This is a genomic window from Pauljensenia sp. 27098_8_83, from assembly GCF_041432695.1.
Classification (GTDB): domain Bacteria; phylum Actinomycetota; class Actinomycetes; order Actinomycetales; family Actinomycetaceae; genus Pauljensenia.
In genome coordinates, this window is sequence record NZ_JAPWAD010000007.1 from 37,287 (window position 1) to 59,649 (window position 22,363).

The following is a 22,363-nucleotide window of genomic DNA, read 5'->3' on the forward strand; positions in this document are numbered from 1 at the left end:
AGTCGTGGGTGTCGGGCAGCGCCTGCCCTACCACGGGGGGTTGGTTGAGGTCAGCCCTCGACGTTGATGCCCATGGAGCGGGCGGTGCCGGCGATAATCTTGGCCGCGGCCTCGATGTCGTTGGCGTTGAGGTCAGCCATCTTGGACTGGCCGATTTCGCGAGCCTGATCCATCGTGATCGAACCAACCTTGACGGTGTTGGGGGTGCCGGAACCCTTCTGGATGCCAGCAGCCTTCTTGATGAGCTCAGCGGCGGGCGGCGTCTTGAGGACGAACGTGAAGGAACGATCCTCGTAGACGGTGATCTCAACGGGGATGATGTTTCCACGCTGCGACTCGGTGGCCGCGTTGTAAGCCTTGGTGAACTCGACGATGTTCACGCCGTGCTGGCCCAGTGCGGGGCCGACGGGCGGTGCGGGGGTTGCGGCGCCGGCTGCGATCTGAAGCTTGATCAGGCCGGTGACCTTCTTCTTCGGTGCCATGAATGCGGGTCTTTCTTCTGAAGTTCTGACCGACGGGTGCCGGTCAGGCGGAGCGTCGGGCACTGCTCACTGGGTTTCAGCGGGCATAGTGCGCCCTACGCACACAAAAGTGAATCATAACGCGATTCCGGGCTCGATCCCAAGTCCGGGTGCGTGATGTCACTGCTCGAGCTTCTCCACCTGGTCGAAGCCGAGCTCGAGCGGCGTCTCGCGCTCGAAGATGGTGACGAGGACCTTGAGCTTCTGGGTCTCGGGCATGATCTCGGAGATCGTGGCCGACATGGTCTCGAAAGGTCCGTCGGTGACGGTGACGATCTCGCCGACCTCGAACTGGGTCTGGACGACCTGGACGGGTGCGGGCTGATCCTTGGCGGCCTCGGCGGCCTCCTCGAGGACGTTGGGCGTCAGGAGCATGACGACCTCATCAATCGAGAGCGGGACCGGGTTGTGCTGGTCGCCCACGAAGCCGGTGACGGCGGGGGTCTCCTTGACGACACGGTACGAGGCCTCGTTGAAGTCCATGCAGACGATCGCGTAGCCGGGGATGCGCACGTGACGCACGCGCTTCTTCGTGGTGCCGCGGTACTCCATGACGTACTCGTCCGGGACCTCGACGGCGAAGATGTAGTCTTCCATGTTCTGCGTGGTGATGCGCTGCTCGAGGTTCGCCTTCACCTTGCGCTCGTGGCCAGAGTAGGTGTGGATGACGTACCAGTCGCCGGGAGACATGTAGAGCTTGCGGCGCAGCTTGGCGATCGCTTCCTCTTCGGCCGAGGCAGGGGCCTCGTCGTCCGATTCGGTCTCCTTCTCGGCGACCTCCTCGGTCACCTCATCGACGACTTCCTGGGCGGCTCCGTCGGCCAGCGCCTCGGCACTCTCCTGCTGGACCTCTTCCTGGTGCTCCTCGAAAGCCTGTTCCTCGGTGTAGTTTTCGTCGCTCACGACGTTTCCCTCCTGCAAATGGGGCCGGACCGTAGAAGAAACCCGCCTGCAGTATCCTGCGGGCGGGTTCGTCGGTCTCAGCCGAAGATCAATGCACTTAGCTTACCGAATCCGAAGTCGAGTAGGCCAGCGAAAAGCATGATTGCGGCGACAAACACAACGACGACAACGAAGTATGTCCAGGTTTCGGATCCCGTCGGATAGGTCACCTTCTTCATTTCATCGATGACCTGCTTGAAGAACAGCCAGATGCCGCCGAAGAAACCGGGACGCTTGTTCTGTTCCTTGTCGGCGTCACCACGCTTGCGGGTGGCAGCGCTCTTAGTGCGATCTCGGCGCGAGGATTCAGCGTCCGAGGCAACACGATCGGCCATGGGAATCCTCCTACGAAATGATCAGCCTAATCCGCAGGGCAGGCGGGACTCGAACCCACAACCGCCGGTTTTGGAGACCGGTGCGCTACCAATTGCGCCACTGCCCTACGCAGGAAAACCTGCCTGACGAACATTAGTGGATCATGCGGCGCTTTGTCCACCCGAGAACCACAGCCAGAGGTCGCGCGCCCCGAAATACCAGCCCCGACCTCGTAAATGAGAGGTAGCCCACGCGCGCATTGCGTGCGCTCCCCGCCACACGCGCGCGCGACGTGGGACCATGGAGGGGTGACCAATACTCCTCGCACCCGTGTCTCTGATCGTTTCAACGCCATCACCCCGTCCGCGACCCTGGCCGTGGATGCGAAGGCCAAGGCCCTCAAGGCCGCCGGCCGCCCGGTGATCGGCTTCGGTGCCGGCGAACCCGATTTCGCCACGCCCGACTACATTGTCGAGGCCGCCGTCAAGGCCGCCCGCAACCCCGCGATGCACCGCTACACGCCCGCCGCCGGCCTCCCGGCGCTGCGCGAGGCCATCGCCGCCAAGACGCTGCGCGACTCCGGCTACGAGGTCTCCCCCGCCGACATCGTCGTCACCAACGGCGGCAAGCAGGCAGTCTTCCAGGCCTTCGGCGCGCTGCTGGGCCCCGGCGACGAGGCCATCCTGCCGACCCCCTACTGGACCACGTACCCCGAGGTCGTCAAGCTCGCCGGCGCGACCCCCGTCGAGGTGTTCGCGGGTGCCGACCAGGACTACAAGGTGAGCGTCGCGCAGCTCGAGGCCGCGCGCACCCCCCGCACGAAGGTGCTGCTCATGTGCTCGCCGTCCAACCCGACGGGCAGCGTCTACACGCCCGAGGAGCTGACCGCGATCGGCCAGTGGGCCCTCGAGCACGGCATCTGGGTCATCTCGGATGAGATCTACGAGCACCTGCTGTACGAGGACGCGCAGACCGCGCACATCGTCAAGCTGGTGCCCGAACTGGCGAACCAGGCCGTCATCCTCAACGGCGTGGCCAAGACCTACGCGATGACCGGCTGGCGAGTGGGCTGGATGATCGGCCCCTCCGACGTCATCAAGGCCGCGCTGTCCTTCCAGTCGCACCTGACCTCCAACGTCAACAACATCGCGCAGGAGGCCGCGCGCGCCGCCGTGTCCGGCTCCCTGGACGCCGTGAACGAGATGCGCGTCGCCTTCGACCGTCGCCGCCGCACGATCGTTGACATGCTACGCCAGATCGACGGCTTCGACGTTCCCACCCCCAAGGGCGCGTTCTACGTCTACCCCTCCGTCGAGCGCCTGCTCGGACGCGAGATCCGCGGCCGCGTGGCCAACACGTCGGGCGAGCTCGCCGACCTGATCCTCGACGAGGTCGAGGTCGCGGCGGTTCCGGGCGAGGCCTTCGGCCCCTCCGGCTTCCTGCGCTTCTCCTACGCCCTGTCCGACGACGACCTCGTCGAGGGCATCACCCGCGTGCAGGAGCTCTTCGCCTGATGCACGTCTCGTTCGAACGGACAGCGCAGGAGGCCCCCTTCGGGACGGTCCTCCTCGCCCACGGGTACGCGGAACACTGCGGGCGCTACGCCCACCTGCGCTCCGCGCTCACCCGCGCCGGCTACGACGTCGCCTACTACGACCACGCGGGCCACGGGACCTCCGACGGTCCCCGCGCCCGCGTGGACGTGGGTGCGCTGATCCGCGACTTCGGCGATGCGCGCCGGGCGGCCCTCGCCCACGCGCGCACGCCGGAGCTGTTCCTGTTCGGACACTCCATGGGCGGCATCATCGCGGCCGCCTCCACGATCCTCGACCCGACGCGGCTGCGCGGTACCGTTCTGTCCGCGCCCGCCCTGCGTCCCCTCCCCCACGTCTCCCCCTCTCAGGCGCGCAGGCTTCTGCCGATCGCGCGGCTGCGCCCCGGCCTCGTCGTGGCGAAGGGCGCGTCCGACATGGAGGTCTCTCCCCTGTCGCGCGACCCGCAGGTCCAGCGCGCCTTCGATGCGGATCCGCTCACCTACAAGGGCGGCGTGCTGATCCTGACGGGCGCGACCATGATCATTCAGGGCGACGAGGTCATCGCCCGCGCCGGCCGCCTGGCCTCGCCGATCCTGGTCATGCACGGGTCGCACGACCTGATGGCGGACCTGCGCGGCTCGCGCGAGCTCGTGCGCGGGGCACGCGCCGCTCACCCGGATGCCGACATTCACCTGCGCATCATTGATGGCGCCTACCACGAGCTCCTCAACGAGCCCGAGGGCCCCGGCCTGATCCGCGACATCATCATCTGGCTCGGGGAGCACTGAGCCGTGGCCACGCCCGCGGTGCCGAACCTCACCGCCCCGCGCCCCACCCCACCGGGCAGGCGTGACCTCACGACCCTGCCCAAGGCCCACCTGCACCTGCACTTCACGGGCGCGATGCGGCCCACGACCATGGTCGAGATGGCGCGCACGCAGGGCGTGCGCCTGCCCCCACACCTGCTGCACATCGACGCGGCCTCCATGCCGGCCGACGGGCGCGGGTGGTTCCGTTTCCAGCGCGCCTACGATTCCGCGCGTCACCTCGTGCGCTCCGAGGCCGCGATGCGCCGCCTGATCCGCGAGGCCGCCGAAGACGACGCCGCCGAGGGGTCGGTGCGCATGGAGATCCAGGCCGACCCCACGTCCTACGCGCCCTACGTTGGCGGCATCACCCCGGCCCTGGAAATCATCATCGACGAGGCCCGAGCGGCCTCGCGCGATACCGGCGTCGACATCGGCGTGATCGTCGCAGCGTCGCGCATGAAGCACCCTCTGGACGCGCGCACGCTCGCGCGCCTGGCCGCATCGTTTGCTGGGGATGGTCCCGGCGATGTCGTGGGTTTTGGCCTGTCGAACGACGAGCGCGTGGGTTCGACGGCTTCTTTTGCTCCGGCGTTCCGCATCGCGCGCCGCGCGGGGCTCGTGGGTGTTCCGCACGGCGGCGAGCTCCTGGGCCCGTCCTCCGTGCGCGAGGTCGTCTCCACTTTGGCGCCCGCCCGCCTCGGGCACGGGGTGCGCACGAGTGAGGACCCGGATCTGCTGAATGCCGTCGTGGACGCGGGCATCGCCCTGGAGGTGTGCCCGACGTCGAACGTGCACCTGGGCGTGTACACGGACTTTTCGCAGGTGCCGTTGCCGACACTGCTGTCGGCCGGCGCTCGTATCGCGCTGGCTGCCGATGACCCGCTGCTGTTCCGCTCGCGCCTGGTCGCACAGTACGAGGTCGCGCGCGACGTGTTTGGCCTGTCCGATGAGGCCCTGGCAGACCTGGCGCGCTCCTCTATCGACGCGTCGCTGGCCTCGCCCTCGCGCAAGGCGGCCTGGAAGGCCGATATCGACGCGTGGCTGGCGGCCGAGCCCGTGGCGTAGGACTGTCGCGGGGTGCACGCGGCGTAGCACTGCGACACCCACGGTGTAGTGAGTCGTACTTGTGTGGGGTGCGCCCACTTCCCCCACAATCTCGCATGCAATTCCCCCACACTTCTTTCAAACATTGAAACCAGAACGTTGATATTCCACGGATTTCAGACAATGTCCCGGGATGCCCTGCGGGGAATTGCATGCGAAATGTGGGGAGGTCTCAGCGGAACCTGCGGTATCGACGGTATCGACGGGATTTATGGGAGAATGCAAACACAGCCGTTACCCGGTCCCCGTGGCCCACAGCCACAGCGATGCCCAAATCGCAGACCACCTCGGCGACCGACGGTTCGCATCCGGATAGGCTATGAACACGCGGATAGGTTACGAAGATATGGATAGGTTATTAAGCTATCCGGATGCGCATAACCTATCCGGATCGTGACAACCTATCCGCGTAACAGATCCGCGAGCGCAGGCAAGCTTCTCCTCAACACCCCCAAGATTCCACGCCCCCGCAATCTCGCATGCAATTCCCCCACACTTCTTTCAAACATTGAAACCAGAACGTTGATATTCCGCTGTTTTCGAGGGGTGCTACAGAACACGCTCCGGGGAATTGCATGCGAAATATGGGGATCTCTCTCAGTCCGATTATTTCTTTCCCATCCAACCGCCCGAGTCGGCCACCTCGGGACGACTGCAGGCCCCGGCCTCGTACCTACCGACGACCACTTCACCAATAGTGCACGCGTGCACTATCATGGAGGCATGAGCCGGTTTCGTCGTGACGATGCGCCGTCCCTCGTGCGCGCTGCACGTCAGGACGCATCCCTCACACAGGCCGAGCTGGCGGGGATGACCGGGATGAGCCAGTCGACCCTCGCGCAGATCGAGTCCGGCAAGCGCGCAGTCTCCGCCGAGCTGCTCGAACGCATCCTCCGCGTCGCCGACTACCGCCCCTCCGTACCGCTCGCCCGCTATGCGCCTTCCATCAGCAGCTACGCCCAGGAACGAGGCCTCGGTTCCCTCCGCGTCTTCGGCTCGGTTGCCCGGGGAACGGACGGATTCGAGTCAGACATTGACCTGATCGGCACGCCCACCCGCGAGCTATCGCTGTTCGAGTTAGCGGACATCGCATCGTTCGCGAGCGAGCTCACCGGCTTCCCGACGGAGGTTCACGCGGACACTCACGTACCCGAGGCACTGCGAACTGCCGTTGACGAGGCCGTGGCGCTATGAGCGAGTCCGCTTCCTTCACCCCTCGACCGCGAGTGGCGCGCAGACACGCGCCCAGTTTCGACGCTGAGAACTTCCTGCGCGAACTCGACGTCATCGCCCATCGTGTCAAGCGAGTTGCCGCTGTCCCCGTTGAGGCCTTTAGCGCCGACTGCCCGGAGTACGACTCGGCTTGCATGGTGATCATCCGGCTGGCCGCGTTCCTGGAACGCGAAGAGTACGCACCCTACATGGATACCCTGACCTCGCCTGAGAAGCGCGCCCTGCGCACGACCCGCAACATCGCGGCACACTCGGGGTACCAGAACATGGACGACCAACTCCTGTGGACGGCCGTTACCCGCAACGTGCCCGACATGATCGAGCGCCTGCGCGCCGCAGCCTCACGCGGATAGGTTATGAGCACGCGGATAGGTTATGAAGATGTGGATAGGTTATTAACCTATCCGGATGCGGATAACCTATCCGCATCGTGACAACCTATCCGCATCGTGACAACCTATCCGCGTAACAGATCCGCGAGCGCAGGCTTACTTCATTGACGACGCCCCTCCCCGCACACCCGCGAACTATCCGCGAGCGCAGGATCAGCACAGTTCTCCCACAATCTCGCATGCAATTCCCCCGCACCTCCTTCAAACTTTGAAACCAGAACGTTGATATTCCGCGGTTTTCAGGGGGTGTCCCCGGACACCCACCGGGGAATTGCATGCGAAATTTAGGGACGCACCTCTATGGGATCACCGGAAAGATACCAACGACGATTGATGCAACAACGACCAGGTGACGCAAACGCTACCGGTTGATGCAACACCTACCGGGTGACCCGCTACCAGGTGATACCAACCGTGACCGGCTCGGGGACCAGGGTCACGCCGAAGGCCTCAAAGACATGCTCGCGCACGGCGCGGGCCAGGGCCTCGATGTCGGCGCTCGTCGCGCCGCCGCGGTTCGTCAGGGCCAGCACGTGCTTGGTGGACAGGGACGCGCGCGGCGGATCCCCGGCCTCGGGCAGGTGGAAGCCCTTGCCACAGCCCGCGTGATCGATGAGCCAGGCGGCGCTCGTCTTGACGAGGCCCTCCCCCGCCTTGAAGCGAGGCGCGCCCTCGGGCAGGGTGGCTGCCACGTCCTCGGGCAGGATCGGGTTCGTGAAGAAGGAACCGGCACTCCACGTGTCGTGGTCCTCCGCGTCCAGGACCATGCCCTTGCCGCTGCGCAGATCCAGGACGGTGGAGCGGACCGGGGAGGCATCAGCGCGCGACCCGGCCTCGACTCCGAGGCGTCGCGCCAGCTCGGCGTACATGACGGGGGCGCTGAGGGCCGAGCGCTCGAGGCGGAAGTCCACGGACAGGACCACCCAGCGGCCAGTCGGCCCCCACGGGCGGTCGTTCAGGCCGGGCTCGCCGACGCTGCGCTTGATCGCCGAGGAGCGGTAGGCGAAACCGAGGTCGGAGGGCAGCAGGCGCACAACGATGCCCGTCAGGCGATCGTAGGCCTCGACGCTCTCGATGGTCTCGGAGACCTCGTGGCCGTAGGCGCCCACGTTCTGCACCGGGGAGGCGCCGACGGTGCCGGGGATGCCGGAGAGCGACTCGACGCCGGACAGGCCCTCTGCCAGCGTCCAGGAGACGAACTCGTCCCAGACCGTACCCGCGCCGACGCGCGCGACGACAGATCCGGCGGGGTCCTCGTGGATGATGGCGGCGACCTCACCGAAGGGCTGCACGTCGACGACCGTGCCCTCGAAGGGCGCGTCGGAGGCCAGCAGGTTCGACCCTCCGCCCACGACGAGGAGCGGGCCGCCAGCAGCGTCGGCCGCGGCGACGGCATCCACGAGGGCGTCAGTCGTAGAAACGCGCACGTACTCGGCGATGGGGCCGCCCACGCGCAGGGTCGTCAGATCAGCAAGGGTCGTCATGCCCCTAAGCCTAGTCGCACGCCGCGCGTTCGGCCTAACCCCGGCGCGGACCTGAGCTAAGGGGCACCAGAGTGCCCTCGGACGACGAGGCCATGGCAGGGACAGCGGGACAGCGCGCTCTGAGATGGGTTCGCACGGACGACGAGGCCGTGGCCTGCCCGACCGGGCACCGCGCGGTCACCAGAGGCAGCGACGGGCTCAGTCCATCGTGATGACGATCTTGCCGCGCACGTGGCCGCCCATCAGCTCGGAGTAGGCGGCGCGCACCTGCTCCAGCTCGAACGGATAGGTACCCGCGATGGTCAGGCTCACCATCCCGCGGTCGATGAGGTCCGCGACCGTTGCGATGTCGGCGATCTTCCCGTCCCGCCCACCGGTAAAGCGCGCGCGACGCAGGGCTATCGCGGGAGTTGGAACGAGAGTGCCCACGCGCTCTCCCGGGACGCCGAGGCTGTGGGCGAGTGACGCGTAGCCGCCAAAGCAGTCGATGAAGGCAGTGACGGGCGAGGGCACCGCGTCCTTGATGCGTTGCTCGATGCCTTCGCCGTAGGAGACGGGAATCGCGCCGAGAGAACGCAGGTAGTCGGCGTTCGAGGGACCGGCGACACCGATGACGGTCGCGCCGCGGGCGAGAGCCAGCTGCGTGACGAGGCCGCCCACTCCTCCGGCGGCCGCAGCAACCACGATGACGTCACCCGCGTCGGCCTTCACGCTGCGCATGGCGCCCATCGCGGTCTGCGCGGCAACGCCCAGCCCTCCGGCGACGTCGAAGCTCATGGAGGCGGGCTTGGACACGACGTTGTCGGCGGAAATAACGAGTTGGGTCGCGAGCGAACCATATTCGCGCACCTGCCAGGGGGCGGCGCGCAGGAGACCGATGACCTCGTCGCCCACCGCCACGTTGCTCACCGCCGGGCCGACGGCCGCCACGACGCCGGCAAAATCCTGTCCCACGCCCCGTAGCGGCCGCTCCTTGCCGCGAGCGAACCAACGGCCGGGGTGAACGATGGTGCGGAGGATCTCGAGGGGCCTCGTCAATCCACCGAAGAGCTTGTAGTCAACGGGGTTGATGCCGGCGGCCCGCACGGTGACGAGCACCTGTCCCTCTCCGGGCGCGGGGAGTGACACCGAGCCTTCCTCGAGGACCTCGACGCCTCCAAAACGACGGTAGCCGATGATTCGCGCCATCATTCCTCTTCTTCCATCGCAGCGAAACAGAGCGCCACGTCACAAGCGTGCTCGTACACCAGGATACGCCTGCGCTGTCGCGGACGGAAGGCTCAAGGACAAGCCCGAGAAGCCGCCTTCTAGTCGCCGAAGGCGAGGTCCGTGTGCTTCGTCCCGCGGCGGTCGGGCACCTGCCCGGCGAGGACGATCGCGAGGAGGACCGGCAGAGCCACGAAGGCCAGCGCTCGGTGGTAGCCGATGTGGTCGGCGATGAGGCCGAGGAGCGGCGGGCCGATGAGGGCCGCACCGTAGTTGACGGTCGACAGCACCGAGACGCGCGCGGGCGTCATCACGGGGTCGACGGAGAGCGCCGAAATGCCCAGGGGGAAGCCGAGGGCCGAACCGATGCCCCACAGGGCGATGCCCGCGACCGCGAACAGGTGGTGCGGCGCGAAGGCCACGAGCAGCAGGCCGACGACCGCGCCGGAGAAGGTGATGCGCAGCAGCTTCGGCGATCCCAGGCGCGCCTCGAGGCGCGGGGACGCGAAGCGCACGATCGTCATCATCAGTAGGAAAAACGCGAACGCCGCCGAGGCCGCCGCGGTCGAGTAGCCGTAGCCATCCACCATGGACAGGTTGAGCCAGTCGTTCGCCGCGCCCTCCATGAGGCCGGCGCTCATGACCATGAGGGCGATGAGCACAGTCTGTTTCTCGCGCCAGGCAACCCGGGTGAGGCCCTTCGCCTTGCGCTGCGAGGCATCCTTCCCCTCACCCTTATCCTGCGCGGGTGCGAGGGCCGCGACCTCCTCCTTCGTCAGGTAAAAACCGACGGCGGTCCCGCAAGCGAGAAGCTCGAGGGCCGCCAGTCCGAAAAGGTGGGCGCCGAGGGGCAGGCCGAGCTGGGCGGCGAGGGCACCGAGGAGGGCACCGCCGAGCATACCGACCGCGTACATCGCCTGGATGACGGGCACGACGGTGCGGCGCACGGCCGCCTGGACGAGGCCGGCCTCAATGTTCATGGTCGCGCCCCACAGGCCGTTGCCGGCCGCGATCAGCACGAGGCCGGCGGTGGCCAGCGGGATCGAGACGTTGAGCGCGCCCACCCCCGCGCAAACGATGCCCAGAGCCCAGATGAGCACGCCGATGCGGCCCGAGGCCCGCGCGCCGATGGTGGTGACGATCGGACCGGAGGTCGGCAGCGTCAGCAGGGAGCCGAGGGAGGCGATGAGCAGCATCGTGCCGATCGTCGCCGGGGTCAGCCCGAGATCGTCGCGGACGTCGGGCAGGCGCGAGAGCCAGGCGGAGGTGCCGAAACCGAGGCACACGTAGACGACGCCTGTGGCGCGAAGGGCAGCGCGAGCACGCGAAGATGGGACAGACATGCTGGGTAATATACGCGCCGCCAGTTGCAAATGTCAGCGGGGGCGGGCGGGTGTTGATCACCCGCCCGCCCCCACTCGACAGGGACAGGGACTCAGCCCTCGACGGCCGCCTTAAACCACGTCGTGATCGACGTGGGGTGCGTGATGGCGGTGCCGACGATGACGGCGAACGCGCCGGCCTCGATGGCCGCGGCAGCCTGCTCGGGCGTGTGAACACGCCCCTCGCAGATCACGGGAACGTCCGGGAACGCGGCGACGACCTCGCGCAGCAGCTCCAGGTCGGGACCGTCGGTCTTCACGCGGTCGCCCGTGTAGCCCGCGAGGGTCGTGGACACGATGTCCACGCCGGCGTCGACGGCGCGCTGGGCGTCCTCGAAGGAACCGCAGTCGGCCATGACGAGGGTGCCGTCCTCGCGCAGGGCCGCAACGGTCTGCGCGAAGCTCAGGCCGTCCAGGCGCGGGCGGCCCGTCGCGTCCAGGGCGACGATGTCGGAGCCGGCCATGACGCAGGCGCGGGCGTGGCGCAGCGACGGGGTGATGTACACGCCCTCGTGGCCTTCCTTCCACAGGCCGATCACGGGCACGTCGACGCGGCCCTTGATCGCGGAAATGTCGGACAGGCCCTGGCAGCGGATGGCGGCGGCTCCACCGATCTCGGCGGCGCGGGCGATCTGCGCCATCGTCTCGGGGTGGCGCATGGGCTCGCCCGGGTACGCCTGGACGGAGACGATGAGCTTACCCTTCAGGTTTGCAATGAGCGGGTGCATGGTGAACTCCTATGAGTGCAGGAAGAAGGAAACGGCTCCGAGCAGCGGCGCGTCGCCACCGAGGGAACCAACGAGGATGGGGGTGGCGGCGACGGGCGTCATCGCGGAGGCCGCGAAGCCACCGCGCAGGGCGTCCCACCAGATGTCACCGGAGCGGGTCATCGACCCGGACAGGATAACGACGGCCGGGTCCACGCAGTTGACCAACGAGGCCGTGGCCTCGCCGAGCGCAAACGCGGAGCGGGAGAAGCAGGCGGCCGCCAGGGCGTTGCCGGATTCGGCAAGCTCTTGCAGAGCGCGCCCGCCGTCCACCTCGGGGTCGGACTCGCCGCGCAGCGAGTCGTACCAGGCCGTGATGCCCGATCCCGAACAGAAAGACTCGATGTGGCCCTTGCGGCCGCACGAGCACGTCATGTCGGGGGCGAAGTGGTGGTGGATATGGCCCACGTGCCCGGCGATGCCGCGCGACCCGAAGGAGACCTGGCGGTCTTCGACGAGGGCGCCACCGATGCCAGTGCCGACGGCGATCGACAGGACGGAGCGGTAGGGCTGGCCGGCGCCGAGCGTGGCCTCGCCCAGGCCGTGCGCGTGCACGTCGTTGAGGACGCGCACGGGCAGGCCGGTTGCCTCCTGAAGCAGAGAGCCCAGGGGGGTGCCTCCCCAACCGGGCATCGTGCCCGTCGCGGAGACGATGTCGCCGGTAGCAGGGTCGACGACGCCGGCGCTGGCGACCGCGACACCGCTCATCTGCGGGTGAGAGGCGACCAGGGACGAGGCAAGGTCACAGATGCGAGCCGCCACGTCCGCTCCGCCGCGCATCGCGTCGGTGGGGATCGATCCGCGCTCGGTGACCTCGTAGGTGTCACCGGCCTCGACGATGCCCCACCCGACCTTGGTGCCACCGATGTCGAGGGCAAGGAGCGTAGTCATGAGGATCCTTACGAATTGAAAAGGGGTATAAGAAAATCGACGAGGCCGGGGCGCGCGCCCGAAGGCACGCAATATGCGGAACGGAAGTGCCCCGGCCTCGTCGACGTATCAGGAGAGCAGGTCGACCGCGCGCAGCACGGACGCGACATGCTCCATGTTGTCGCCCTCGATGGCGGCAACCGGGCGCGGCATCTCAGGCGAATCGAAGACGCCGAGCAGGTGCAGGGCGGCCTTGAAGGCGCCGACGCCCGCACCGAAGCCCTGCACGCCCTTCACCTGGACGATGCGCATGAGCTCTGCGAGGCGGTCCTGCTCGGCGCGCACGGCCTCCCAGTCGCGGCGCTCGTAGGCCTGCCATTGGCGCACGTAGCCCTCGGGGTCCACGTTGGCCAGGCCGGGCACGGAGCCGTCCGCGCCGGACATGTAGGCGCCGTCGACGACGACCTCGTGGCCGGTGAGGAGCTGCAGCGGGTGGCCGGCGGCCTCGTTGGCCAGGCACAGCCAGCGGAACGCGACATCGTCACCGGAGGAGTCCTTGACGCCGTCGATGACGCCGTCGCGGCCCAGGCGCATGAGCAGGTCGGGCGACAGCTTCGTGTGCACGCACACGGGGATGTCGTAGGCCCACAGCTCGAGGCTGGTGTTCTCCTTGAGGATGCGGAAGTGGCGCTCGACCTCGGTCTCGCCGCCCAGGGCGTAGAACGGGGCGGTCGCGACGACGCCCGTAGCGCCGCCGATCTCCTCCACGGCCTTGATGTTCTCGATGACGCGCTCGGTCTCGGTGTCGATAACGCCGACCAGGAGCGGGATGCGGCCGTCGACGATGCGCACGGCCTCGCGCTGGATCTGGGCGCGGCGCTCGGCGGTCGAGAACGCGACCTCACCGGTGGAGCCGGACACGAACAGGCCGTCGAGGCCGGCCTCGATCAGGCGGTTGATGTGACGCTCGAGCGAGGGGACGTCGAGCTCGCCGTCCTTGAGCGGGATGGCCAGGGGCGGGACAACGCCACGGATCTTCGAAGACATAATTACTTCTCTCCTTCGAGGTTGGGGTGCAGGAGCGAGGGCGCGGCGCCCAGGAGCTTGCGGGTGTAGGGGTCCTTCGGGTCGGCGAGCAGCTGCGCGGCCGGCCCTTCTTCGACGACCTTGCCGCCGTTCATCACGGCGATTCGGTCAGAGACGTATCGCACGGTCTGGATATCGTGCGAGATGAAAACCATCGCCAGGCCCAGGTCCCTCTTGAGGTCCGTGAGCAGGTTCAGGATCTGGGCGCGCACCGACACGTCGAGCGCGGAGGTGGGCTCGTCGGCGATGATCGCGTCGGGGCCGATGGACAGGGCGCGCGCGATGGCCACGCGCTGGCGTTGGCCGCCCGAGAGCTGTCCGGGGAGCGCGTCGAGGGCGCTCGAGGGCAAGCCGACGAGCGAGATCAGTTCGCGCACGCGCTTGGCTCGCGAGGCCTCGTCCCCAATGTGGTGCACGCGCAGCGGGTCAGCGAGCTGATCGGCGACGTGCATGCGGGGGTTGAGGGCCGTCGCGGGGTCCTGGAAGACCACGGAGACGACGCGTCCGATTTCCCGGCGGGCGGCGGCGCTGCGCTTCGTGACCTCCTTGCCACCAAAGAACACCTTGCCCTTCGACGGCATCTGCAGACCGCACATGACGTTCGCGGTCGTGGACTTGCCACAGCCGGACTCGCCGACGATGCCGAGCGTCTGTCCGCGCTCAATGCGCATGTTGACGCCACGCACCGCGTGGACCTTATTGGGCTTGAACAGGGAGCCGGTACGCGAGGTGAAGGTCACCTCAACATCCTTCAGTTCGATGATCGGAGCTTCGGATGTGGCGATCATCGTCTCGGTTTCAACAATCAGAGTTTCGGGGCTCATCGCGCGTCCTCCTGACCTTCTTCGATGATGATGGTCTCGCTCGCCACGAGAACCTCGTCGCGGGGCGGGAGAGCCGCGTACACGTGCTCGGGACCGACCTCGGTGAGGACCGGGCGAATATCCAGTCCGTAATCGGGGTGCGAGGACCGGGGGGCGAAACGATCACCCTTCGGGAAGTCGCGAGGCGAGGGCACGGTGCCGGGGACCTGGTGGAGTCGGCCGGAACCGGACTCGATCGAGAGGACGGCACCCAGCAGGCCGCGCGTGTACTCGTGGGTCGGGTGCGTGAGCAGTTCCTTCGTGGGGGCCTGCTCGATGACCTGGCCGGCGTACATGACGGTGATGTGGTGTGCCACCTCGGCAACGAGCGCCAGGTCGTGGGACACGAAGATCATGGCGAATCCGAGCTTCTCGCGCAGCTCGTTGAGCAGCGAGATGACCTGCTTCTGGACGGTGACGTCCAGGGCGGTGGTCGGCTCGTCCGCGATGATCAGCTTCGGGTCGCGGGTCAGGGCCATGGCGATGAGAACGCGCTGGCGCTGGCCGCCCGAGAGCTCATGCGGGTAGGACTCGAGGGTGCGCTTGGGATCCAGGCCCACGAGCTCGAGGAGTTCCTCGGCGCTGCGGGTGCCGCCGCGGCTGGTCAGCTGCTTCATTTGAGCCTTGATGAGCATGGCGGGGTTCAGGGACGACAGGGCGTCCTGGTAGATCATGGCCATCTCGTGACCGAGCAGCGCGCGACGCTCCTCGGCGGACTTGGACAGCAGGTTCTCACCCTCGTAGAGGATCTCGCCCGTGATCTCGGCCTTGGGATCAATGAGGCCCATGATGGTCAGGGCCGTGATCGACTTACCGCAGCCGGACTCGCCCACGAGGCCCATGGTCTCGCCGGGGCGGACCTTGAAGGACACGTGGTCGACGACGTTGACGTCGCCGTGACGATCAAACTTGATGCACAGGTCCTTGACCTCAAGCAGCGGGGTCTTCTCGAAGTCGGCTTCGAAGCGATCGAAGCGCTGTTCTTCGACGGTCTCGAGGTCGTCGAGGCGGGCCTGCAGGGATGCGGCCTGCTCGGCGTAGGCGCGGCGCGGGTCAAGCAGGAGCTTGTCGGCCTCACGGTCGGAGTCCTTATCGACCTGGGCGACAGCCGCCGACGCGGGTGCCGCCACCATGGCGTCGGTGATGCCCTCAGACAAAATGTTGAGGCACAGGACCGTGATCATGATGAACAGGCCGGGGAAGAACGCGGTCCACCACTTGCCCAGCAGAACCGACAGGTTCGACGAGGCCTCGGACAGGACGTTGCCCCACGTGGCCACGGTGGTCGCCTGGAGGCCCGAACCGATGAAGGTCAGGGAGGCCTCGAGGATGATCGCGTCGGCGACGAGGACGGTCGCGAACACGAGGACCGGGGCGGCCGTGTTACGCATGACGTGCTTGGTGAGGATCCAGGGAGCGCGGGCACCGGAGACGATCACCGCGCGGACGTAGTCTTCACCGTAGGCGGCCATGACGTTCGCGCGAACGATACGCGACAGCTGCGGGATGTACACGAAGGCGATCGAGCAGATGATCACGAGGACCAGGCCGAAGGTGTTACCGGACTTGGACAGCGTGCGACCGAAGACCAGGACGGAGACGGCTGCCATCGCGATACCGGGGACCGCCATCACGATGTCCATGACGCGCATGATCGCTTCGGAGAAGGACTTGCGCACGACGGCTGCGATCGAACCGATGATCGCACCGAAGAAGAGCGCAATCAGGGTCGAGCACAGGCCGATCAGCAGGGAGAAACGGCCGCCGTACAGGACGCGAGCAAGAATGTCGCGGCCGACGTGATCAGTTCCGAACAGGTGCTCGCCGGACGGGGCGCTCCACTTGTCGAAAATCTGATCGGGACCGTAGGGAGAAATGAAGGGCGACAGGACCGAGGCGAGGACAATGAGGGCAAGGATGCCCATTGCGATCTTCGATCCGGTGGACATCGCACCGATGCGCGAGAAACGCGCGCCCTTCGCGGTGACCTTGCCGAGCTTTTCTTTCTGATTCATGCCTCACACCGACCTAATACGCGGATTGATGAGCAGGTAGAGCATGTCAACGATGATGTTGACGACGATGAACGCGATCGCGACGACGAGCGCACCACCCTGCACCAGGGTCACCCAGTTCTCCTGGATGCCCTTGAGCAGGACCGCCTTACCCATTCCATCGATGGAGAAGATAATTTCGATGACGACCGCGCCACCCATCAGGTAGCCGATGCGCAGGCCGAGGACGGTGACGGGCGTGATGAGCGCGTTACGCAGCACGTTGCGGGCCACGACGATGCGCTTGGGGATACCGGCACCCACAGCGGTGCGGACGTAGTCGCGGTCCAGTTCCTCAACCATTGAGGTACGCACGACTCGGGTCATCTGACCGATCACGGGAACCGCCAGTGCGATCGCGGGGAGCAGCATGCGCAGGAACCAACCGCTCGGGTTTTCGCTGAATGCGGGCAGCGGACCCGAGACCGGGAGCTTCTGGACAAATCCCAGGACTAGCAGCGCTGCCAGCCAGAAGGACGGGGTGCCGATGCCGACCACCGAGAACACGCGGATGACCTGGTCGGGCCAACGGTCGCGGTAGAGGGCGGCGAGAACGCCAAGCGGGAAGGAGATGATGACGGCGAAGAACAGGCCGAGGAAGGTGAGCTGCAGGGTGATCGGGAGAGCCTGAGCGACCAGATCACTCACGTGGTTGGACGTTCCAACGCCATAGGTACCAAGGTCACCGTGGAGCATGTTCCACAGGTAGTGACCGTACTGAACGAAGAAGGGGTCGTTGAGGCCGTGCTGCACACGGTACTCTTCGAGAGCTTCGGGGGTCGCGGTCTCGCCCAGAGCCGAGTAGGCCGGGTCGATCGGAGACAGCGACATGATGAAGAAGACGAGGAAGGATACGCCGACCACCATGATCGGCAGTGCCACCAAACGTCGTCCGATGAGTCGCAGAAGGTTATTCACTTCTAGACCTCCATTTCAACGGATTTTGGCAATAGAAAGGGAGGGGTGGCGCCCGACTGTGGCGTCTGCCTCAGGGCGGGCGTCCCACCCCTCCTTTCTGTGATGTCCCGAGGGGACTTACTTAGCGCTCACACCGAGCAGCTGCAGGCCGGTGGAGGAGATCGCCTGGAATCCTTCCACCTTGGCGGGGTTGGAGCCAGTGATCATGTTGCGGAACACGAGCGGGAAGATCACGGTCTTCTCAGCGAGCAGATCCTGAGCCTCGCCCCACTTGGCCTTAGCGGCGTCACCGTCGAGCTGAACGGCCTCGTCCATGATGGACTGCAGCTTGTTGAAGGACTCGGGGTCCGAGGTCTGCCAGCCGTCACGCTTCTTGGTCCAGACGTTGTCGCCGTTCCACCAGGAGATGATGATGCCGGGGTCGGTGCCGAAGACCGAGGGGTCGCCGGGGGCCAGGACGATGTCGTAGGTGGGGTTGTCAACGTCGGTGACGTTGGCGTAGAGGTCAGACGACGCCATCTGCGTGTGGTTGACCTTCAGGCCCAGGGCCTCCAGATCGGACTTGATCTGGGGAACCAGGGAGAGGACCCACGGGTGGTCCGTCGTCACCAGGTTGACCTCGAGGCCGGAGACGCCAGCGTCGCTCAGGAGCTTGGAGGCGGCGTCCTTGTCGTAGGACAGGTCGGTCGAGGGCTTCTTGTAGGCGGGGTTCGCCTCGGGCAGGAAGGAGGTCGCCTCAACGGCCTGGCCTTCGAGCGAGGAGTTGATCAGCTTCTGCTTGTCGATGGCCTTGAGGATCGCGCGGCGAACCTCGGGCTTGTCGAAGGGAGCCTTCTGGGTGTTGAACATCAGGAAGGGGTTGCCGTAGCCGGGCTTGGACTCGATGTTCCAGCCGGCACCCTTGAGCTGGTCCTGCGCGGAGGCGGGAACGGCTTCCATGACGTCGATAGTGCCACCGATGGCGGCGGCGAGACGGGCGGAGTCATCCTTGAGGGACTGCCACTTGAGGGTGGCGACCTTCGCGGGCTCGTTACCGGTGTAGTTCTCGTTGGGAACAGCGGTGATCTCAGTCGCCGTGATGTTCTCGTACTTGTAGGGGCCGGTGCCGATCGGCTTGGCCTTGAGCGAGTCTTCGTCCATCGAGGCGGGGACAACGCGGACGTTGACGAAGCGCTCCTTCAGGTTGGAGAAGGGGTGCTTCAGCTTGATCGTGATGGTGTTGTCGTCCTTGGCTTCGACGGAGTCGACGAAGGTAAAGAACTGACGGTAGATCGACTTTTCGGAGGTGGCGCGCTCGTAGGAGGCCACGAAGTCGGCGGCGGTCACGGGGGTACCGTCGGAGAACTTCGCGCCGTCGCGCAGCTTGACCTCGTATTCGGTGTCGGAGATCTTCTCCGGGTCACCGGCGGCCAGCGCGGGGCTGACGGAGTAGTCGGCCATGTTGAAACGGTACAGGCCTTCGAGGACCTGCCAGTTTGCACCCATGCCGAGCGCCGAGGTGGTGATCGGACCGTAGTCGGTGGTCTCGTAGGCGACGCCGGCGGTGATCGTGCCCTTCGGCCCGTCGGAGCCCTTGGAGCCGCCGTCGGTCGAGGTGGTGGTGGAGGATCCGCCGCCGCACGCGGTCAGGATCATGGCGGCAGCTGCGGTCAGTGCAGCGCCGGTCGCGAAGTGTTTGCGCATTCGCATGTTCTCGCTCCTCATCTTCGAGAATTGGGACGTGCGGTTCTTTTGTTCCGCTCGCTATACTGATTCTATGTTGTCAGACAAATTAGTGCAAGCGATATCACCCCAATCGCCACAAACAACCGATCAGAACCGACGCGTATCAGCACCGATTGACTCAAGATCCTCGGTAACGATGGATGCGATCAAGTCCTATATTTTGCGACATGGATTACATCCCGGTGACCGCCTCCCCACCGAATCAACACTGTGCGCCGACCTCGGCGTTTCACGGTCGTCCGTGCGAGAAGCGCTCCGTCGCCTCCAGGCACTGGATATCGTGACGGTTCGCCAGGGTTCAGGGTCCTACGTCGGCGAAATGTCGATGCAACCGCTCGTCGAGACCCTCGTCCTGCGCGCCGCACTGGATGAGATCAACGGAGCTCAGTCCCTGCACGCGATCATCGACACGCGACGGGCACTCGACCTCGGGATCGCCGTACCCCTCACGCGCGCCATGAAGGGCACGACGAACCCCCACCTGTGGGAGCTCGTCGAGGCGATGACTCAGTACGCACAGTCGGGGTCAACCTACCTGGAGCAGGACATCGCCTTCCACTCCGGCCTACTGGACTACGTGGACAACGAACTCATGCACCAGCTGGTGGCCGCCATGTGGCTGGTCCACCAGAGCGTCACCCCTTCGCTGGCCGCAGCGTCGCGCCAGGAGATGGAAGCCACCGCCGAGGCCCACGCGGCCATCCTGCGGGCGTGCGAAGCCGGCGACCTGGTGGCGTACACCGCCGCCGTCGAGGCACACTACGCCCCCCTCCTCGCGATCATCGAAGGTCGCTAGAGCACACAGAAAAACCTCGGAGCGTTGTGGGGGCACGCGCACCGAGGTTTTCTGTATCCGTTCAGAGGCTGACCGCAGCCTCCCAGAGACCCCGGTCGCGCTCGAAGACCACCACGGCCTCGTCCCCCGCGAAGGCCACGTCGCTGTATCCGAAGGCGCCATCGCCCAAGGAGGAGACCACCTCGGCGCGCACCTCACCCTCCCACGGCGGGGTGAGGCGCAGGATTTCGCCACCCGCGCGCGCGTCGCGGCGCCCAGGGTGCACGAACAGATCCGCGATCATGCGCGCGTTGCAGCCGGGGTCCTCCAGATCCCAGAGGCACGCGCCCTCCCAGGTGCGCCCATCACCCCACGCGAGGAAGCGGGCACCCGACCCCCTTCCCTCGAAGCCCTGGATGCGGCAGTTCGCGACGAGGCGCCCATCCCACACGCCGAGCGTCGTCTCGTCGAGGAGCACTCCCCCATCGCCGACGAGAGGTTGCGCCGCACCGACCAGCCGCCCTCCGCGCGCGTACACGACGCGCACGTGCGTCTCATTCCCCGTGCGCACGACGTAGGGCAGGGCAACGGCTCCGTCATGCGCGACCGTGCCGCCAGACGTCGCAAACAGCGCGTCGGCGCCCGTGAGCTCGTACAGCTCGTCGGTCATGTCCACATAGGACAGGTCCTCGGGGCCGCTCCCCCACGCCCACCAGGCGCGCAGTCGCTCACCGTCCGCGCGCGAGTCCATGTACCCCACGCGCCCATCCGTCGACGCGAACGCCAGATGCATGAGGCCTCCGCCATCGAGGCCGACGCACGCATCCGATGAAACGGACGGACCGCCGAGCGGAAGCGGGCGCGGCTCACTCCACCGCCCCTCGCCCGCGCGCTCCATCCAGAGAATGCGATTCGGGTTGGGCAGGTCCGACGCCATCGTCAGCCCATTAAAGTCAGACCCCATGCCCGAGGCCGGGGCGGGGCGCTCATCAAAGAACAGGATCGTGCGCCCGTCCTTGAGCGTCACGAGGCCGGGGATGCGTGCCTCGCCCGCACCCTTCGGGGCGACGAGGCAGCGCGGAGCGCGGGAATCAGTCATACGCACAGGATAACGTAGGTGCCCCAGCACACATACAAAGAGCCCCGGGGAACCAGGTTCCTCGGGGCTCTGAGATGGAAACCGTCAGCGGGTCTCGCGGTGCGTCGTCGACTTGTGGCAACGCGGGCAGTACTTCGCCAGCTCGAGACGATCCGGCGTGTTACGACGGTTCTTCTTGGTGATGTAGTTGCGCTCCTTGCACTCCGAGCAGGCCAGAGTGATCTTGGGGCGAACGTCCTGGGACTTGCTTGCCACGGTTGTTTCCCTCGCTTAGTTTCGTCGCTCGTGCGACCTGTCGGATGAAAGAGTTGGTAGCGGGGGCGGGGCTCGAACCCGCGACCTCACGATTATGAGTCGTGCGCTCTGACCAGCTGAGCTACCCCGCCGCCGGTAGCGGATGACTCCGCAACCGGAGCCCCGAAAGGGAATCGAACCCTTGACCTTCTCCTTACCATGGAGACGCTCTGCCTACTGAGCTATCGGGGCAACGCCGGAAAGCCTATCGCATCTCCGAGCGCCGAAGCAATCCCGGAGCCTGAGAATGACATCACAGGCGTTACTCACTGGAACCAGCGAGTGGTGGCAGGTGAGGGATTCGAACCCCCGAAGCACGAAGCGTCTGATTTACAGTCAGATCCATTTGGCCGCTTTGGTAACCTGCCGTGCGCCGCTCTCGCGGTGCCGTGAAAGAATAGCATTAAAATAGCTCCGAGCGCCAATCGGAATGACGATTGGCGGAATTCCAACGAAAGGTGCACCCATGGCAGACTCCTCCTTCGACGTTGTCTCCAAGCTCGACCGCCAGGAGGTCGACAACGCCGTCAACCAGACCGCCAAGGAGATCGCCAACCGCTACGACTTCCGCGGCGTCGACGCCGCCATCACCCTCAGCGGCGACACGATCGCGATGGAAGCGAACTCCGCGTCCCGCGTCATGGCAATCCTCGACGTCCTACAGTCCAAGCTGATCCGCCGCGGCCTGTCCCTGAAGGTTCTGGACTACAAGGACCGCGAGCCCAAGGCCTCGGGCAAGCTCTTCAAGCTCGCCTGCCCCCTGAAGGAGGGCATCCCGCAGGACACCGCGAAGAAGATCTCCAAGCTCATCCGCGAGGAGGGCCCCAAGGGCGTCAAAGCCCAGATCCAGGGTGATGAACTTCGCGTTTCCTCAAAGTCCCGCGACGACCTGCAGGCCGTCATCGCCCTGCTGAAGGGCCCCAAGGGCGAGGAGCTGGACGTCGCGCTCCAGTTCGTGAACTACCGCTGATCGCTGAGAGAGCAGGGGC

At 66.2% G+C, this 22,363-nt stretch carries 22 protein-coding genes and 4 tRNA genes; 7 read left to right on the top strand and 19 right to left on the bottom strand.

Annotated features, from left to right (window positions below; genetic code table 11):
• Positions 1-50 precede the first annotated feature (50 nt).
• The 4 genes from rplK to O3656_RS04240 all read right to left on the bottom strand — a co-directional run bounded on the left by rplK (position 51) and on the right by O3656_RS04240 (position 1,905).
• Positions 51-482 carry a 50S ribosomal protein L11 gene (rplK, locus tag O3656_RS04225; protein WP_060566375.1) on the bottom strand — a complete coding sequence of 144 codons (432 nt, stop codon included), beginning with the start codon at positions 480-482 and terminating at the stop codon, positions 51-53.
• A 159-nt stretch (positions 483-641) separates the two neighbouring features.
• Complete coding sequence (nusG, locus tag O3656_RS04230; protein ID WP_500062769.1) at positions 642-1,424, bottom strand: transcription termination/antitermination protein NusG; 783 nt, start codon at positions 1,422-1,424, stop codon at positions 642-644.
• A 77-nt stretch (positions 1,425-1,501) separates the two neighbouring features.
• Positions 1,502-1,798, bottom strand: a complete 297-nt coding sequence (secE, locus tag O3656_RS04235; RefSeq protein WP_500062770.1) for a preprotein translocase subunit SecE — start codon at positions 1,796-1,798, stop codon at positions 1,502-1,504.
• A gap of 34 nt (positions 1,799-1,832) precedes the next feature.
• Positions 1,833-1,905, bottom strand: a tRNA-Trp gene (locus O3656_RS04240).
• A gap of 181 nt (positions 1,906-2,086) precedes the next feature.
• Between O3656_RS04240 and O3656_RS04245 the strand changes: the two genes are divergently transcribed.
• The 5 genes from O3656_RS04245 to O3656_RS04265 all read left to right on the top strand — a co-directional run bounded on the left by O3656_RS04245 (position 2,087) and on the right by O3656_RS04265 (position 6,812).
• Entirely contained in the window at positions 2,087-3,292 is a 1,206-nt protein-coding gene (locus O3656_RS04245) for a pyridoxal phosphate-dependent aminotransferase (protein ID WP_500062771.1), read from the top strand.
• On the top strand, positions 3,292-4,101 hold the full coding sequence (locus tag O3656_RS04250; protein ID WP_500062772.1) for an alpha/beta hydrolase: 810 nt from the start codon (positions 3,292-3,294) through the stop codon (positions 4,099-4,101). Before O3656_RS04245 ends, O3656_RS04250 begins: the two co-directional genes overlap by 1 nt.
• A 3-nt stretch (positions 4,102-4,104) precedes the next feature.
• Positions 4,105-5,187 carry an adenosine deaminase gene (locus tag O3656_RS04255; RefSeq protein ID WP_500062773.1) on the top strand — a complete coding sequence of 361 codons (1,083 nt, stop codon included), beginning with the start codon at positions 4,105-4,107 and terminating at the stop codon, positions 5,185-5,187.
• 762 nt (positions 5,188-5,949) lie between these two features.
• Positions 5,950-6,420 (top strand): helix-turn-helix domain-containing protein, encoded by a 471-nt coding sequence (locus tag O3656_RS04260; RefSeq protein WP_500062774.1) that lies wholly within the window; start codon positions 5,950-5,952, stop codon positions 6,418-6,420.
• Entirely contained in the window at positions 6,417-6,812 is a 396-nt protein-coding gene (locus tag O3656_RS04265) for a ribonuclease HepT family protein (RefSeq protein WP_500062775.1), read from the top strand. Before O3656_RS04260 ends, O3656_RS04265 begins: the two co-directional genes overlap by 4 nt.
• Before the next feature lie 434 nt (positions 6,813-7,246).
• Here the strand turns inward: O3656_RS04265 and O3656_RS04270 are convergent, their stop codons facing one another.
• The 10 genes from O3656_RS04270 to O3656_RS04315 form a co-directional block, all read right to left on the bottom strand.
• Positions 7,247-8,461: a UDP-N-acetylmuramate dehydrogenase gene (locus O3656_RS04270; RefSeq protein WP_500062803.1), complete on the bottom strand. Its 1,215-nt coding sequence runs from the start codon at positions 8,459-8,461 to the stop codon at positions 7,247-7,249.
• A gap of 72 nt (positions 8,462-8,533) precedes the next feature.
• Entirely contained in the window at positions 8,534-9,523 is a 990-nt protein-coding gene (locus O3656_RS04275; protein ID WP_500062804.1) for an NADP-dependent oxidoreductase, read from the bottom strand.
• Positions 9,524-9,642: 119 nt separating this feature from the next.
• Entirely contained in the window at positions 9,643-10,884 is a 1,242-nt protein-coding gene (locus O3656_RS04280; RefSeq protein ID WP_500062776.1) for an MFS transporter, read from the bottom strand.
• A gap of 92 nt (positions 10,885-10,976) precedes the next feature.
• On the bottom strand, positions 10,977-11,651 hold the full coding sequence (locus tag O3656_RS04285) for an N-acetylmannosamine-6-phosphate 2-epimerase (RefSeq protein WP_500062777.1): 675 nt from the start codon (positions 11,649-11,651) through the stop codon (positions 10,977-10,979).
• Positions 11,652-11,660: 9 nt separating this feature from the next.
• Positions 11,661-12,581, bottom strand: a complete 921-nt coding sequence (locus tag O3656_RS04290; RefSeq protein ID WP_500062778.1) for an ROK family protein — start codon at positions 12,579-12,581, stop codon at positions 11,661-11,663.
• Between the two features lie 108 nt (positions 12,582-12,689).
• A complete protein-coding gene (locus tag O3656_RS04295) occupies positions 12,690-13,607 on the bottom strand; it encodes a dihydrodipicolinate synthase family protein (protein ID WP_500062779.1) in 918 nt (305 codons plus the stop codon).
• Positions 13,608-13,609: 2 nt separating this feature from the next.
• Positions 13,610-14,470: an ABC transporter ATP-binding protein gene (locus tag O3656_RS04300; protein WP_500062780.1), complete on the bottom strand. Its 861-nt coding sequence runs from the start codon at positions 14,468-14,470 to the stop codon at positions 13,610-13,612.
• Entirely contained in the window at positions 14,467-16,524 is a 2,058-nt protein-coding gene (locus O3656_RS04305; protein WP_500062781.1) for a dipeptide/oligopeptide/nickel ABC transporter permease/ATP-binding protein, read from the bottom strand. The genes O3656_RS04300 and O3656_RS04305 overlap by 4 nt, the downstream gene beginning before the upstream one ends.
• Positions 16,525-16,527: 3 nt before the next feature.
• The gene (locus tag O3656_RS04310) at positions 16,528-17,481 is read right to left on the bottom strand and encodes an ABC transporter permease (RefSeq protein ID WP_500062782.1); all 954 of its coding nucleotides are present in this window, start codon (positions 17,479-17,481) and stop codon (positions 16,528-16,530) included.
• 117 nt (positions 17,482-17,598) lie between these two features.
• Positions 17,599-19,170, bottom strand: coding sequence for an ABC transporter substrate-binding protein (locus O3656_RS04315; RefSeq protein WP_500062783.1), 1,572 nt, complete (start codon positions 19,168-19,170; stop codon positions 17,599-17,601).
• A gap of 172 nt (positions 19,171-19,342) precedes the next feature.
• Between O3656_RS04315 and O3656_RS04320 the strand changes: the two genes are divergently transcribed.
• Complete coding sequence (locus tag O3656_RS04320) at positions 19,343-20,002, top strand: FadR/GntR family transcriptional regulator (protein WP_500062784.1); 660 nt, start codon at positions 19,343-19,345, stop codon at positions 20,000-20,002.
• Between the two features lie 61 nt (positions 20,003-20,063).
• Here O3656_RS04320 and O3656_RS04325 read toward each other — a convergent pair whose 3' ends face one another.
• The 5 genes from O3656_RS04325 to O3656_RS04345 all read right to left on the bottom strand — a co-directional run bounded on the left by O3656_RS04325 (position 20,064) and on the right by O3656_RS04345 (position 21,742).
• Complete coding sequence (locus tag O3656_RS04325) at positions 20,064-21,080, bottom strand: sialidase family protein (RefSeq protein ID WP_500062785.1); 1,017 nt, start codon at positions 21,078-21,080, stop codon at positions 20,064-20,066.
• 84 nt (positions 21,081-21,164) lie between these two features.
• On the bottom strand, positions 21,165-21,335 hold the full coding sequence (gene rpmG / locus O3656_RS04330) for a 50S ribosomal protein L33 (RefSeq protein WP_500062786.1): 171 nt from the start codon (positions 21,333-21,335) through the stop codon (positions 21,165-21,167).
• 54 nt (positions 21,336-21,389) lie between these two features.
• Positions 21,390-21,466: transfer RNA gene (locus tag O3656_RS04335), tRNA-Met, on the bottom strand.
• Between the two features lie 27 nt (positions 21,467-21,493).
• Positions 21,494-21,566, bottom strand: a tRNA-Thr gene (locus O3656_RS04340).
• Positions 21,567-21,657: 91 nt separating this feature from the next.
• Positions 21,658-21,742, bottom strand: a tRNA-Tyr gene (locus tag O3656_RS04345).
• Between the two features lie 98 nt (positions 21,743-21,840).
• On the opposite strand from O3656_RS04345, the gene O3656_RS04350 reads away from it, so the two are divergent.
• Positions 21,841-22,344, top strand: a complete 504-nt coding sequence (locus O3656_RS04350; RefSeq protein WP_003792254.1) for a YajQ family cyclic di-GMP-binding protein — start codon at positions 21,841-21,843, stop codon at positions 22,342-22,344.
• Positions 22,345-22,363 lie beyond the last annotated feature (19 nt).